Annotated in this window: 13 protein-coding genes; 6 read left to right on the forward strand and 7 right to left on the reverse strand. The window is 42.6% G+C overall.

The annotated features are described in order from the left end of the window. Positions 1-138: 138 nt before the first annotated feature. Both HYN43_RS04725 and HYN43_RS04730 read left to right on the forward strand, forming a co-directional pair. Positions 139-2019 (forward strand): transglutaminase-like domain-containing protein, encoded by a 1881-nt coding sequence (locus HYN43_RS04725; protein WP_119408353.1) that lies wholly within the window; start codon positions 139-141, stop codon positions 2017-2019. Beyond that, positions 2016-4256 carry a DUF3857 domain-containing protein gene (locus HYN43_RS04730; protein ID WP_119408354.1) on the forward strand — a complete coding sequence of 747 codons (2241 nt, stop codon included), beginning with the start codon at positions 2016-2018 and terminating at the stop codon, positions 4254-4256. The genes HYN43_RS04725 and HYN43_RS04730 overlap by 4 nt, the downstream gene beginning before the upstream one ends. A gap of 109 nt (positions 4257-4365) precedes the next feature. Here the strand turns inward: HYN43_RS04730 and HYN43_RS04735 are convergent, their stop codons facing one another. Further along, positions 4366-4716, reverse strand: coding sequence for a hypothetical protein (locus HYN43_RS04735; RefSeq protein WP_119408355.1), 351 nt, complete (start codon positions 4714-4716; stop codon positions 4366-4368). Positions 4717-4758: 42 nt separating this feature from the next. On the opposite strand from HYN43_RS04735, the gene alaS reads away from it, so the two are divergent. Next, a complete protein-coding gene (alaS, locus tag HYN43_RS04740) occupies positions 4759-7422 on the forward strand; it encodes an alanine--tRNA ligase (RefSeq protein WP_119408356.1) in 2664 nt (887 codons plus the stop codon). Between the two features lie 240 nt (positions 7423-7662). Here alaS and HYN43_RS04745 read toward each other — a convergent pair whose 3' ends face one another. Beyond that, positions 7663-8223: a hypothetical protein gene (locus HYN43_RS04745; protein WP_119408357.1), complete on the reverse strand. Its 561-nt coding sequence runs from the start codon at positions 8221-8223 to the stop codon at positions 7663-7665. A gap of 404 nt (positions 8224-8627) precedes the next feature. Here HYN43_RS04745 and gatB point away from each other — a divergent pair, with 404 nt between their 5' ends. The 3 genes from gatB to HYN43_RS04760 all read left to right on the forward strand — a co-directional run bounded on the left by gatB (position 8628) and on the right by HYN43_RS04760 (position 12039). After that, complete coding sequence (gene gatB / locus HYN43_RS04750) at positions 8628-10097, forward strand: Asp-tRNA(Asn)/Glu-tRNA(Gln) amidotransferase subunit GatB (RefSeq protein ID WP_119408358.1); 1470 nt, start codon at positions 8628-8630, stop codon at positions 10095-10097. Continuing rightward, positions 10098-11243: a TlpA disulfide reductase family protein gene (locus tag HYN43_RS04755; protein ID WP_119408359.1), complete on the forward strand. Its 1146-nt coding sequence runs from the start codon at positions 10098-10100 to the stop codon at positions 11241-11243. It abuts the gene before it with no gap. A 106-nt stretch (positions 11244-11349) separates the two neighbouring features. After that, a complete protein-coding gene (locus HYN43_RS04760; RefSeq protein WP_119408360.1) occupies positions 11350-12039 on the forward strand; it encodes a response regulator transcription factor in 690 nt (229 codons plus the stop codon). Between the two features lie 93 nt (positions 12040-12132). Here HYN43_RS04760 and arsB read toward each other — a convergent pair whose 3' ends face one another. The 5 genes from arsB to HYN43_RS04785 all read right to left on the reverse strand — a co-directional run bounded on the left by arsB (position 12133) and on the right by HYN43_RS04785 (position 15495). Next, positions 12133-13215: an ACR3 family arsenite efflux transporter gene (arsB, locus tag HYN43_RS04765; RefSeq protein ID WP_119408361.1), complete on the reverse strand. Its 1083-nt coding sequence runs from the start codon at positions 13213-13215 to the stop codon at positions 12133-12135. 1 nt (position 13216) lies between these two features. After that, complete coding sequence (locus HYN43_RS04770) at positions 13217-13642, reverse strand: arsenate reductase ArsC (RefSeq protein ID WP_119408362.1); 426 nt, start codon at positions 13640-13642, stop codon at positions 13217-13219. 9 nt (positions 13643-13651) lie between these two features. Next, complete coding sequence (locus HYN43_RS04775) at positions 13652-14491, reverse strand: arsenite methyltransferase (RefSeq protein ID WP_119408363.1); 840 nt, start codon at positions 14489-14491, stop codon at positions 13652-13654. A 40-nt stretch (positions 14492-14531) separates the two neighbouring features. Next, positions 14532-14861 carry an ArsR/SmtB family transcription factor gene (locus HYN43_RS04780; protein ID WP_119408364.1) on the reverse strand — a complete coding sequence of 110 codons (330 nt, stop codon included), beginning with the start codon at positions 14859-14861 and terminating at the stop codon, positions 14532-14534. A 148-nt stretch (positions 14862-15009) separates the two neighbouring features. Next, positions 15010-15495 (reverse strand): hypothetical protein, encoded by a 486-nt coding sequence (locus tag HYN43_RS04785; protein ID WP_119408365.1) that lies wholly within the window; start codon positions 15493-15495, stop codon positions 15010-15012. Positions 15496-15572 lie beyond the last annotated feature (77 nt).

Below are 15572 nucleotides of genomic sequence, written 5' to 3' on the forward strand. Positions count from 1 at the left end.
TTGCCGGATTAGTAATTTAACAATAATGTACCGGCAACTGTTTTGAGGAACCGCTCATAACTTTGGAGATTTTTTGAGAGGAAAATCTTTTTAAATGTGGTTAAAAAAATAGTGATATATTTATAGCCGGATAACCTTATGACGATTAAACTATTGATAACATACACCTTATGTATGTTTTTTGCGGGCAATGTAAATGCCATCGAAGCTGATTCGGCTGTAACCATAACCTCCCTGAAAAATGAATACCGGTTTAACTGGAACAGTAAAAGCAACCGGGTAGAAATTAAGCAAAAGCTTAACAGTATTTATACAAGCAATGCTTACCAGGTAAACTACACCGTTACCGAGTTTTATAACAATAACATTACCATTGATGATATAAGCTGCAAAGTTGACGGACACACTCCCCGTAACTTTAAGCCCCTGTATACTTATTACGGTAGCGACGATATTTTTTATTCGGACGAGCGGATCTGTTACTTCCCTCTCGAACTTGCAAAAAAAGGAAGCAACGGCAACGTTACTTTTGAAGAAACCCTTACCGATCCGCGCTATTTTACCAGTATTTACTTTGCCGAAGCCGAACAGATCCAGCAGGGAGAAGTAAGTATAGAAGTGCCGCGTTGGATGAAGCTGGATATTAAGGAACTTAATTTTAATGGCTTTAACATTAAAAAAAGCACCGTTTATAAAAGTGGCGACGATGCAGATATTATAACCTACACCTTCAGCAACATCCCGGCAATGAAAAAAGAGCCTAATAGCCCCGGGCCAACTTATATATATCCGCATTTGCTTATCATGTGTAAATCGGCGGCGGCCGGTGGCAAACAGTTTACCTATTTCAACACCCTGGCCGATCAGTACGCCTGGTATCGCGAACTGGTAAAAGATGTGGCCGGCGATCAGGCCGTAATCAGCGCCAAAAGCAGGGAGCTTACTGCCGGGCTTACCAATGATATGGATAAAATAAAAGCCATTTTTTACTACGTGCAGGATAACATCAGGTACATAGCGTTTGAAGATGGAATGGCCGGTTTCAAGCCCGAGAAAGCCGATGAAGTATTACGGAAAAAATACGGCGATTGTAAAGGCATGGCTAATTTAACCAAAGCATTGCTCACCGCGGCTGGATATGATGCCCGTTTGTGCTGGCTGGGCACCAAACATATTGCCTATGATTATCAAACCCCTTCAATGGCGGTTGATAACCACATGATATGCGGCTTAAATTACAAGGGCAAAACCTATTATCTTGATGCCACCGAAACTTACCTGGGTTTCAATGAATACGCCGAGCGCATACAGGGGCGCCAGGTTTTGATGGAAGATGGCGATAAATATATACTTGCCAAAATACCTTATGCGCTGCCGGTGCAAAACTTAAGCAGCGAAATAAGTAAGCTAAGCATTAAGGGTACTACCTTAACAGGTAAAGTAAGCAACCTGTGGAAAGGTGAAGATAAAGAGGGGGTTTTAGCAGGGATAAACAGCGTTAAGCACGAAAAGGTAGATGAAGCTACCAAGCGTTATCTTGCAGCGGGCAGCGCCGATTATACCATTACCAACCTGGTTTTAAGCAGCACCGCCAATCCCGATAAAGATTTAACAGCTGCTTATGATGTTGAGCGTAAAAACGGCATCTCGGCTTTTGGCAAAGAGTATTATATTGATATGGATAACCGCAAGGAGCTCTCGGACGCAGCTATTGCCGTTGATAAGCGGAAAAATGATTTCTGGTTTCCGGGCAAACAGCATATTGTTACCGAAACCGAACTTACGCTGCCGCCAAACTACAAGGCATCAGGCATCCCTCCCGAATTGAATATCTCAAAACCGGGATACGAGTTTCATATCAGCTATGTAAGTTCGCCCGGAAAGCTGACCTATAAAAAAACACTGCTCATCAAAAACACCCTGTTAACCAAGGCTAATTTTGCCCAATGGAACCAGGATATTGAGCAGTTAAACAAAGCATACAACGAAAATTTAGTTATAAAACCTGTATCACAATGAGTAAAACTTTACGCCTGGTATTTTTCTCTTTATTGCTTTCCTGTTCGGCCATTGCGCAAAACAATAATCAAACTTATGCCGAAAAGGCTGCTGCTCTTCAAAAGGAAGTTTGGGGTACAAAAGTTCCGGAATTTGCGGCTACCGCTGTGCCTGCCAATTTAAGCAACGAAAGCGCGGTGATCTTTGCACGCTCGTATAGCCTGCAGCGCTCGTTAAGCAGCAAGTTTAAATTTATGATTATCACTGCGTCGTCAACAAAACGTTCGGTAAAACTCACCACCTTTCACGAGCGGGTTAAAATCAACGATAAATCGGCACTGGAAGATTTTTCAACCATCTCTTATCAAAAAAAACTCGACGAAAGTGTAAGAATTCTGGGAGCAAAATTTTTGCAGACACACGAAACCTATATTGGTGCTAAAATCATTAAACCCGATGGCAAGGAGGTTATTGTAAATACCAGCGAAGAGGTTTTGATAAAAAATGAAAAAAAGGATCAGCAAAGCAAACTGGCCATACCCGATTTGCAGGTTGGCGATATACTGGATTATTATATAAGTAATAGCGATGTAAGCGAAAATGCCATGGATGATACCTTTGCCAATAATGATATGGTGTTTGTGCTTGCCGGCGAATATCCTATTTTACATTACAGTTTGGATTTTCAGTACAGCAAAAAAGATATTGTTAAAGCAATATGTGCCAATGGCGCGCCTAATTTTGAAACGAGTACCAATGATGCCGGCGACCAGATTTTTAGCATGAAGCTAAAAAATATCAATAAGTACGAAAGCCATTTATGGACATCTAAATTCCGCCAGTTCCCTTACATAGAGATCAGTAATTCGCCGGAGGTTGGTGGTTTTGCCAAATTTATAACAGGCGGCAAATGGGGCGAAAATGCATCTCAACGTTTAGAAGCAAATAAAACCTTGTTTGAACAAACGTTTAGCGAACGTGACAATCCGTTTTTTAAGGAGCCCGCCGACCGCTTGAAGAAATACTTCGATGGCAAAAAAAATATGAAGGAAGTATCTACAGATAGCCTGATGAAGGTATTGTACAATATAAAGCGGGGGATGGTTTTTGGGAGCTACGGCAAAGAGGATGTGAGCAAGATAGACGAACTTAATTACCGCCGGATGGCCAGCAAGTATAATACCGCGGCTATGAGCATGGCGCTAACCGATATGAAAATTGATCACGACGTACTGCTGATAAGTTCACGTAATACCAGCACGCTCGAAAATGCTTTTAACTATAGTGATTTTGACGCAGCCATCCGTATTAATTATGGAGCGAAACAGCTGTATATGTTTTTTGACGATGTAACCACGCATTTTAACGAAATTCCGGACCGTTTTCAGGGCGAAAAAGCGATAGTACTTACACCTAAGCGCGAAAGCAGTACCCGGTACTCATTTACAGAAGGCAGCGTAACATTGCCCGTTGCTCCGGCCAGCGCCAATGCCATAACCGAAGATTTGAAAGTGTCATTAATACCTAATACACAAAAGCTAAAAATACAACGGCTGGTTAAACAAACCGGCGCTTTAAGGCACGATGATCAGCGAAGCCTGATTCCAGCCATTGATGTTGATAATGCGATGATGGAACTATCAAAAAGCGAAGCGCTGAACAAGCGTTTGGGTGATAATCCTGAAACGAAAAAACTTCGCGACGATTTTAGCTATGCCTTTAATGACGATGCCTCGAAATCAGTAAAAAAATTTACCGAAGAAATTAAAAGCCAATTTGACCAGGAACCAACCCAGGTAGCCGATTGCAAAGTTATTAATAACGCGCTTGATAACAGCAGCCCCGTATTTCAGTATTCCTCGTCGTTTGTGTTAGATAACCTGGTGAAAAAAGCGGGCAATAACTTTATTATAGATGCAGGAAAGCTTACAGGCTTGTTTTACAAATTGGACGACAAAGAAAGGAAGCGGGTACTGGATGTTTATATGCCTTATTCGCGCAGTTTTAGTTATACTATCAATATTACCATTCCACCGGGATATACAGCTAAAGGTGGGGAAGAAATGGAAGTGAAAAAAGCGAACAAAACAGGTTCGTTCACAGCTACAGCGGCAGTAAACGGGAGTACTTTAACCATTTTGGCAACTCGTGTTTACAATAACAACTTTGAAAAAGCAGCCGATTGGCCTCTGCTTACCGAGGTTATTGATGCGGCGTCAAACTTCAATACGCAGAAGATTTTGCTGGAAAAGAAGTAAGGTGCTTCTTCAAAGCAGAAAGTTCGGGAAACCCTCCTGAACTTTCTGTTTTGGCGATACTTATAGCTATCATCAGAGTATTTCTTCGGGAAATGATAAGGATTGAATGTTATACGCTCTCGTATCGCTTTTTTATTTCATTGCAGGAGCGCGAAGTAGTTTTACCTGCTAAAAAATAAGCTTTTCGCTGTAGCATCTCCTGAACACCTTTGTCGCTTAATGTATTATCGTCGCTATATGTACTATAACGATAATTCAGGCTATCTAAAAAAGCTAAAAGAACTTTTTTTCCTGTTCGTTTTGAATATCTACCCGCAATGTTTCCATACTCAAATTTAAATAAAAATTCACGTGTGCTTTTAATCGCTAAATAGCGAAAAACGGTTATTGAACTTGTAAAATGGGCAACCGGGGTAGAAAAATAGGAGATATCGTAAGCGAAAAATTCACAAAAATTCACACTTTTGCACTTCACTTATAAAGTGACATAAAGACACTATTCATGACTGCTACCGAAATACGACAGGCTTTTCTTGATTTTTTTGTTTCAAAGGGACACACCATTGTTCCTTCGGCACCTATTGTAATTAAAAACGATCCAACCCTGATGTTCACCAACGCGGGGATGAACCAGTTTAAAAATATATTTTTAGGCGAGGCGGCACCTAAAGCCCCCCGCGTGGCTGATACGCAGCGTTGTTTACGCGTATCCGGCAAGCATAACGATTTGGAAGAAGTTGGTATCGATACCTATCACCACACCATGTTTGAGATGCTGGGCAACTGGAGCTTTGGCGACTACTTTAAAAAAGAAGCCATTGCCTGGAGCTGGGAACTGCTTACCGAAGTATACAAGCTGCCCAAAGACCGCCTCTACGTTACCTACTTTGAAGGCGACGAAAAGGAAGGCCTTGAAGCCGATACTGAAACCTACGAACTGTGGAAACAGTATGTAGACGAAGCACACATCCTCCGCGGAAATAAAAAAGACAATTTTTGGGAAATGGGCGAAACCGGCCCATGCGGCCCATGCTCTGAAATCCACTTCGACAGTCGCCCGGATAACGAGCGTGCCGAAGTTGAGGGTGCTACCTTGGTAAATGCCGATCACGACCAGGTTATCGAGATCTGGAATAACGTGTTTATGCAGTTTAACAGGCTTAAAGATACTTCGCTGCAATCACTCCCTGCTAAACATGTGGATACAGGTATGGGCTTTGAGCGTTTGGTACGTGTACTGCAAGGTAAAACATCAAACTATGATACCGATGTTTTCCAGCCGATGATCCAGTTCATTGCCGAAAAATCGGGTAAAAAATATAACAGCGCCGCCAAGCCCGGCGATGCTGATTGGAACGATGCTGTAGCCATGCGTGTAATGGCCGATCATATCCGTGCTATCAGCTTTGCTATATCTGATGGACAGTTGCCATCTAATAATAAAGCAGGTTACGTAATTCGCAGAATTTTGCGTAGGGCTGTGCGTTATTCATATCAATATTTAGGTTTTAAAGAGCCGTTCCTGAATCAATTGGTGCCTTTGTTGGCTGATCAGTTTAAAGGTGTGTTTGATGAGTTGTATTCTCAGAAAGATTTTGTAAAAAAAGTAGTTTTAGAGGAAGAAGTTTCTTTTTTAAGAACTTTAGAAAAAGGTATAAATATTTTTGAGCAGTACGTTTTTAACGTAACCGCAATGATGCTTCCCGATAAGAAGTTTGAACAAGTAGAAGCTAAAGTAGCGTTCGAATTATCAGATACCTACGGATTTCCATTAGACCTTACCGAATTAATGGCTCGTGAAAAGGGATTGACTGTAGATGTTAAAGGTTTTGAAAGTTTGCTTGCTGAACAAAAAAACCGCTCCCGCGCAGCCACCGCTATTGATACCGGCGACTGGATCATCCTAAAAGACGATGAATCAGTAGAATTCACCGGCTATGATGAAACCGAAACTGTAGCCCACGTTGTAAAATACCGCAAAGTAACCGCCAAAGGCAAAGAACAATACCAACTGGTATTGGATAAAACGCCGTTCTACGCCGAAAGCGGTGGCCAGGTAGGGGATAAGGGCGAACTGGTTTTCCCGGATGGCGAGATCATTGAAGTTACCGATACCAAAAAAGAAAACGGACTGATAGTTCATTTCACCGATAAACTGCCGCAGGATATTGACGATGCTTTAACTGCCATTGTTGATCCGGCTTTGCGCAGCCAAACCAATAGCAACCACTCGGCCACGCACTTGCTGCACGCCGCCATGAAACAGGTGCTGGGTTCGCACGTAAACCAGAAAGGTTCGTTGGTAAATGCCGATTATTTGAGGTTCGATTTTTCGCACTTCGCCAAAGTTACCGATGAGGAACTGGCGCAGATCGAAGCTATCGTAAACCAAAAAGTACGCGAAAACATCCCGCTTAAAGAAGAACGCAGCGTATTATATGCCGAAGCCATTACCAGCGGTGTAACCGCCCTGTTTGGCGAAAAATATGGCGAGTATGTACGCGTAATCACATTTGATGATAATTTCAGTAAAGAGCTTTGCGGCGGTACGCACGTAAAAGCAACCGGGCAAATCGGTTTCTTTAAAATTATTGCCGAAAGCGCTGTAGCCGCGGGTGTTCGTCGTATTGAGGCTATCACCGGTGTTGCTGCCGAAAAATATATCGTTACGCAAAACGCGCTGCTTAACCAACTGAAAGAGCTGCTTAAAAATCCAAAAGACCTTTCAAAAAGTATCGAGAGCTTGCTGGACGAAAATGCTAAACTGAAAAAAGAGATCGAAAAATCGATCCTCGAAAAATCAGCAGGCCTGAAAAACGAGCTGGCGCAAAAAGCTGAAGTTATCGGCGATATCAATTTCATTGCCCAAAAAGTAGCTCTGCCTAACGCCGATGCCGTTAAAAACCTGGCTTACCAGTTAAAAGATATTGTAAGTAACTTATTCCTGGTACTGGTTGCCGATTTTGATGGCAAACCAAGTATCACCGTTATGATTGCCGAAAACCTGGTGAAGGAAAAAGGCCTGCATGCGGGTAACATTGTTAAAGAATTGGCTAAAGAGGTTAAAGGCGGCGGCGGCGGTCAGCCGTTTTATGCTACTGCCGGTGGCAGTGATGTGAGCGGATTGGACAATGTGCTGGTAAAGGCGAGGAGTTTTGTAGGGTAACGAAGCAGGTTGTTGTATTATTGAAAGCCTGTAATAGATAGTAACATCGCGAGCGTAGGCCTTTACAACCCTGAGCTTGTCGAAAGGTCGCGCATAAAGGCCCTGCCCAGCATGCTTCTACAAGCTCAGCATGACACCCGCCGTGTTTTTTGCCTCGTAATTACATAAAGAAACTTTAAACAAAAAGACCACCTAAGTCAGGTGGTCTTTCCTTTTTATAAATTGATCCGCATTGGATAATTAATGGCGATGGTGTCCATTATCATGTACAACCTTAGTACGGGTAACTACACGTGTACGAGGCACATAGCGGGTGCGGTTTACTACACGGGTATGGTTCACTACCCTTGTACGGGGTACATAACGAGTACGGTTAACAACCCTTGTACGATTTACTACCGTTGTGCGGTTTATAACACGGGTGCGATAATTGTCGCGCACTATTACGTTTGGTGTACCGCGGTAACGGGCATAAGTATCGCGATCGTGCACAAAATAAGTGTACGCTCTTGGGCGGTTTACGGCAACTTTATAACCTGAGGCAATGTTGTAGCTGGCGTAGCGTGGAGGTAACGAGCTTCTCCAAACCCAGTTACCGCCATCTAAATAAACATATTGGTGGGTTGGTACATAATAGTAACTCTCCACATCAGGCAGGTAATAATAATTAACGTCAGAATATTCGGCAGGTGGGTTCCAGGCGCCAACGTGCACATTTAAACTTACCTGGGCGTTTGATTTTGTAGCGGAAGCCGCGAGTATAAAACATCCGGCAAGCATTCCTAAAATTAGTTTTTTCATGGTATGTGTATCTGTCTAAAATATTGAGGCACTTAATTCAATTTCTGTGCCGTTTAAATGATAGACGGTGATGGAAGCTGAAAGTTTAATTTTCTGTAGTCGATGTGAAAACATCGACCACTGACCGGTACTGGTTGAAGTTACGCTGCCGCTAAACTTCGACCAGAAATCGGTTGCCGAAAGTTTAATTTGCAGAACTGGGACCTATGTTCTGTACCGCTTTTTCGCCTAACCTCCAATCTCCAGCCTCTAATCTCTAAAAGCAATCTCTATAATTCCCACCTCACAACTATGGTATTGTACTTTTACCGTTGTTTTTAAAAGCAAAATGCTGCCGATACTGTATTAATCTTTATATATTTGATTTTTATAGCTCAGTAAAACATAGCTGAATTTTTATTTTTATGACAGTTCTCGCAGACGGGGTAGCTGAAAAGTACGAGGTGGTAATAGGCCTCGAAGTACACGCGCAGCTATCTACATCAAGTAAGGTATTCTCGGCAGATTCTGCTGCCTTTGGTGCCGAACCTAACCGCCATGTTAGCATGGTATCGCTGGGGCATCCCGGTACTTTGCCTTTTATCAATAAAAAAGCGGTTGAATACGCCGTTAAAATGGGCCTGGCCTGTAATTGCACCATCAACCTCAATAACAGCTTCGCCCGTAAAAATTATTTCTACGCCGATTTGCCAAAAGGCTACCAGATTAGCCAGGACCAGGCACCTATTTGCCTTAACGGCCATGTGCCCGTAAAACTGGCCGATGGTACCGAAAAGAATATCGCCCTGCACCACATCCACATGGAAGAGGATGCCGGCAAAAGCATGCACGATCAGCACCATGCCGATTCACTGATCGACCTGAACCGGGCCGGTGTGCCGCTGGTTGAGATTGTATCCGAACCGGATATGCGCAGTGCCGAAGAGGCAGGCCAGTTCCTTACCGAAATGCGTAAAATATTGCGTTACCTTGATATCTGCGATGGCAATATGGAAGAGGGGAGTATGCGTTGTGATGCCAATATATCGGTTAGACTGAGGGGGGCTACCACCTATGGCAACCGTTGCGAGGTGAAAAATCTTAACTCTATCCGCAATGTGCAGCGCGCTATCGAACATGAGTTTATCCGCCAGGTAAATGTTATCGAGGCCGGCGGCCATATCGATCAAAACACCCTTAACTTTAATGCAGATACAGGTGAAACATCAGTTTTGCGATCAAAAGAGATGGCTAACGATTACCGTTACTTCCCCGAGCCGGATCTGCCGCCGTTAAAATTGAGCCAGGCATATGTGGATGATATCCGCAAGGCACTGCCTGCCTTACCTGCTCAATTGTTTCAAAAATATACCCAAACGCTTGGTTTGTCTGCTTACGACGCTTCGGTAATTACTGCCGACAGGGATACTGCTTTTTATTTTGAAGAATTAATAAAACACACCGATCACTACAAGGCTGCAGCCAACTGGATGATGGGTGCCGTACGTTCATACCTGAACGATCATGGTCAAAGCATTGGTAACTTTGCTGTTACCCCGGCAAACCTTGCCGCCCTCATCAAACTAATTGACACGGGCGTGATAAATAATTCTGTAGCTTCGCACAAATTGTTCCCTGCCATGATTAACCAGCCGGGTAAAAAACCTGATGATCTGGCCAAAGAACTTAATCTACTTATCAGTGCCGATGGCGATGACGTAAGCCGTTTTATTAAAGACGCCATTGCCAAATTTCCTGATAAGGTTAAGGATTACCAAAAGGGAAAGAAGGGCGTTTTAGGCCTGTTTATGGGCGAGATCATGAAAAGCTCGAAAGGGAAGATCGACCCGCAGAAAACTAACCAGCTATTAATAAAAGAATTAGAAGCTAAATAAATGAAAGTTAAAAATATGGCTGCCGGCGCGCTGTTATTGCTAAGCGCAGGTATGTATTCTTGTAAAAACGAATCGCAGTTCAGCGTTTCGGGAACCATCAAAAACCCGGGTAAACTTAAAGGGATCTATCTTATTGAGGCCGATAGCTCGGGTTTAAAAGTAGTTGATTCAACCTCCTTAGGCGAAAATGGCAAGTTTGAATTTAAGCACGTTGCGCTTTATCCTAACCTGTTTAAATTAAAGGTAGGCAGTACCGGTCCGCAGGGTGGTGAAATGCAGGGCGAAAACCTGTACGATTTTATTGCCAAAAACGGCGACGATATCGAGTTTACCACCGATAATAATGATCCTAAACACGATTATACCATTAAAGGATCGGACGATTCGGATAAAATCAAAGAGTTTAACCGTATCAGTAATACCTACGGCGATAAAAACGCCAAACTGTTTGCCGAATACCAGGAGAAAGCCCACGGCGAGCGCAACGACTCGTTATTGAAAATATACATGCCTGTATTTTTAAAAAATGTGAACGATGGCGCACAGGCTGTATTGAAATTTGTTAACGATAACAAAAAATCGCTTGCCGGTTTTTATGCGGCTACTACGTTGGATCCTACCAAATACGAAGCACAATTAATTCAGTTTGCTGATGATATCAGGGGCGATTTTAAAGATAACCCAACCGTACAAAAATTCATTGCGCAGATGGATAAGATAAAACCAATCTCGATAGGCCATAAAGCACCTGAGTTTACAGTTACCGGTATTGACGGCAAGCCCATCAAGCTTACTGATTATAAAGGCAAGTACGTAATGATTGATTTTTGGGCATCATGGTGCCAGCCTTGCCGTATGGAAAACCCCAATGTGGTAAAACAATATAATGCGTTTAAAGGTAAGGGCTTTAATATTTTGGGTATTTCGCTTGATAAAGGCAAGCCCGAATGGCAAAAAGCAATTGATGATGATAAACTTACCTGGGCTCATGGTTCGGATTTAAATGGCTTTGAGGGCCCTACCGAGGCACTTTATCATATCGAAGCTATCCCCTCAAATTTCATTATTGATCCGCAGGGAAACATCGTTGCCAAGAATATTACTGGTGCCGATCTTGAAGCTTTTTTAAATAAAACATTTAAATAGCCTCAATTTAGGGTTAACATAAGGTAATGTTTAACAATTTGTTAATATTAGTTTAACTATTAGCTGTTGTAAAGCGTATACTTTTATACAAAAAAATTAACGCAACATGAGCAGTACCGCAAAACAGAAAATACTTATTGTTGATGACGAACCGGATATCCTGGAACTGATTGAGTATAACCTCAAAAAAGAAGGATACCAGGTGTTTTTAGCCCGTAATGGCCAGGAAGCCGTTGCCGAAGCAAAAAAGGCACTGCCCGATCTGATCGTACTGGATATCATGATGCCTAAAATGGACGGCATCGAAGCCTGCCGCATTATGCGCACCATGCCCGAGTTTAAAAACACCTTTATGGTATTTTTAACCGCCCGCAGTGAAGAGTATTCAGAAATTGCCGGTTTTAACGTAGGTGCCGACGATTATATTGCCAAACCTATTAAACCACGCGCCCTTGTAAGCCGTATTAATGCGATACTTCGCCGTAACGCCCCAGCCGAAGACGTAGTTGATAACAAGCTTGAAATTGGCGACCTGGTGATTGACCGTGAGGCTTACCTGGTATATAAAAATGGTGTTAAAGTGGTTTTGGCTAAAAAAGAGTTTGAACTGCTTTACCTGTTGGCTTCAAAACCAGGCAAGGTTTACACCCGCGAGGTGATCCTGAAAAATATCTGGGAAGATTCGGTAGTGGTAACCAATCGTACTATTGATGTGCACATCCGTAAACTGCGCGAAAAACTGGGCGACGATTGTGTTGCTACCGTAAAAGGCGTAGGTTATAAATTTGAGGCATAAGCGCCAATCCCGGTAACAGAAAATATGGTTAAGAAAAAAGCGATCTGCATGCAGGTCGCTTTTTTGTTTTAAGATGGTTTGGCATTTTTAGTTTCAATTACCAGCCATAATTTGGTTACGATAATATTTTTTGCGAAACCAAAATGCAACGTTAACCAGTGCTATCAAAGCCGGCACCTCAACCAGCGGACCGATCACCCCGGCAAAGGCTTCGCCCGAGTTGATACCAAACACACCGATAGATACCGCAATGGCCAGTTCAAAATTATTACCGGTTGCTGTAAAGGCGATAGAGGTACTTTTTGAATAATCGGCACCAAAATATTTACCTGCAACAAAACTTAACAGGAACATAATTGCAAAATAGGCTACCAATGGCAATGCAATACGCGCAACATCCAATGGGATTTGTACAATTAAGCCTCCTTTAAGGCTAAACATAACAACAATGGTAAACAGCAATGCAATAAGCGTAAGCGGAGAAATAAATGGGACAAATTTTTGCTGAAACCACGTTTCTCCCTTTATTTTAATAAGTACATATCGGCTGATAACGCCGGCAGCGAAGGGAATACCCAGGTAAATACCCACGCTTTTGGCAATCTGGCTTATGGTGATATTTACTTCATGCCCCTTAAAGCCAAACAGCGGCGGCAATACCGTTATAAAAATGTAAGCATATACGCTATATAAAAATACCTGGAAAATGCTGTTGAGTGCAATTAGTCCGGCCGCATACTCGGGGCTGCCGTCGGCCAGGTCATTCCATACAACAACCATAGCTATGCAGCGGGCAAGCCCTATCAATATTAACCCAAACATGTAATCGGGATAGTTGTGCAGAAAAACTATCGCTAAAACAAACATCAGGATGGGGCCAACTATCCAATTTAAAGCAAGGGATGCAATTAACACTTTGGTATCTTTAAATACCTTGCCTATTTGCCCGTATTTTACTTTGGCCAGCGGAGGATACATCATCAATATAAGCCCTATAGCCAGCGGTATGTTGGTTGTACCGCTCGAAAACGAATTGATAAAAGAGGAAGACGAAGGCGCAAAGTATCCTACAGACACGCCAATAATCATGGCCAGAAAAATCCATAGGGTAAGATAGCGGTCTATAAAGCCAAGGCGTTTCCGTTCGGCGGCAGGGGCACAGTTATTTGCAGCCATCTTAAATTGTTTCGGTTAAATATTGTTCGGTAAATTGTTTGGTATAGGCTTTTACCTGTTCCCGCACCTGCCTGAATGATTCCATTATTTCCTCTTCGGTGCCGCGTGCTTTTGCCGGGTCGGGAAAATTGTGGTGAAATCGGTTTACATTGCCCGGAAAGAAGGGGCAGGCCTCGTTGGCATTATCGCAAACGGTTATCACATAATTAAAAGGGACACTAATATATTCATCAACATGGTTTGAGGTATGATTGGAGATATCAATGCCATCTTCGGCCATAATTTTAATAGCCCTTGGGTTAACGCCGTGTGTTTCAATACCGGCGCTGTAAATGTTTGCTTTATCGCCTGCAAAATACTTTAAGTATCCATGGGCAATCTGGCTGCGGCAACTGTTGCCGGTGCACAATACTAATACGTTTTTCATGTTTGGTTATTAACAGCAGCCTGGCTCACAGCAGGCCTTTATTTCAGTTTTCTCGGCATAAACGGTAACGCTTACAATAGCGCCATTGCCGCCTTTAAATTCGGTAATCTCATCAGCCGATAAATAGTTACTTAAAATATCGTTGGGAATGATGATAGGTTTCTCTTTTTGTACAGTGATATTGCTGAACCCGTTTTTTTCAATCAGTCCCAGGTATTCATCTTTCTGAATGGCACCGGCCACGCATCCGGCATACATTTCGGCTGCCGACCGGATTTTTTCAGGCAGTGTACCGGTTAAAACAATATCCGAAATGCTGAAATGGCCACCGGGTTTCAGCACCCTGTAAATATCTTTAATTACAGCATCTTTATCGGGCACCAGGTTTAATACGCAGTTGCTCACCACCACATCAGCTTTATTGGCCGTTACCGGCATGTTTTCAATATCGCCAAGGCGAAACTCAACATTGTTATAACCAAGCTTATCTGCATTTTCGCGTGCTTTGTTAATCATAGCTTCAGTAAAATCGATACCTATTATTTTACCGGTTTCGCCCGCTTCGGCCCGGGCTATAAAGCAATCGTTGCCGGCACCGCTACCGAGGTCAATTACCACATCGCCTTTTTTTATTTGTGCAAACTGTGTTGGAAGACCGCAGCCTAAACCCAGATCTGCATCAGCGGTATAACCCTGCAATTCGGTATAATCTTCGCTCATAATGTTATACACCTCGGCAGAGCAGCCACCCGCCCCGCAGCATGATGCCTGGTTGCTCTCCTTATCCTGTAAGGCTATTTCACTGTATTTCAGCTTCACCAGTTCTTTTAACTCTTGATTTGTTTTCATTTGTTTATTGCAATATTGCGATTTGTTTTTTCAAAAAAATTTAACAGCAGTTGTTAGGGTTTTGATAGGATGAAAAGAGTTTATTCAATTCATCATTTAAATTTTTCCAGGCTATGGGTTCAATACAATAACAAACACTTACCCCTTCGATGGTGCCCTGTATAAGGCCGGCATTTTTTAATTCTTTTAAATGCTGCGATACCGTTGGCTGGGCTAATCCCAATTCGGCAGACAGGTCACCACAGATACAGGCTTTCGCTTCAATAATAAGTTGCAAAATAGCTATCCGCGCGGGGTGCGCTATGGCTTTAAGCTGAATAGCAAGTTTGTTCTGTTCGTCGGTGAAAATTTCTGTTTTGGTGATTCCCATAATTATATTGCAATATTACGATTAATTAAACAATTATCAATATCTAATAAAATAAAATTAATGGAATCAATATTGTTGTAATTTAAAAAGACAGAAATGAAGAACAGACTTACGAAGTATCAAAACTTCGTAAGTCTGTAGGAAGAGATTATTTGGCTGCCGCAGTGGCTTTATTTTTAACCGTTGTAGCAGCCTTAGCTGTTTTGGCCGCTACAGTTTTCTTTGCGGCAGTAGCTTCGGTTTTAGCCTTGGCGGTAATGGTTTTAGCTTTGGCTGCAGCCTTTTCTTTTACCTGGGTAGCTGCCTTTTTAGCTTCGGCAACATCGGTTTTAGCTTTAGCAGCAATAGTTTTTACTTTGGCATCAGCTTTGGCTTTTACATCGGCGGCTGCGGTTTTTGCTTTCGCGGTAACTTCATCCGCTTTTTTAACGGCTGCTTTTTTTGTTGCCGATACTTTTTTGGCGGCGGTGGCCTTTTTTGCTGTTACTTTTTCTTTGATATCTTCAATTTTTTCTTCGGCTGCTTCTTTTACGTCTTCGGCTGTGTCTTTGGTGCCTTCCCATAGGCTTTCAATGGTTTCTTTAACCTTCTCGAAAAATCCCTTTTCTTCAGGTTGGGTTGAATTTGTACTCATGATGTTTTATAGATAGGTAAATAGATTGTTATATAATTAAGCAATTAACCGGCAGGCTTAAAGTTTGTTTTACAAAG

This window comes from Mucilaginibacter celer (assembly GCF_003576455.2).
Classification (GTDB): Bacteria; Bacteroidota; Bacteroidia; order Sphingobacteriales; family Sphingobacteriaceae; genus Mucilaginibacter; species Mucilaginibacter celer.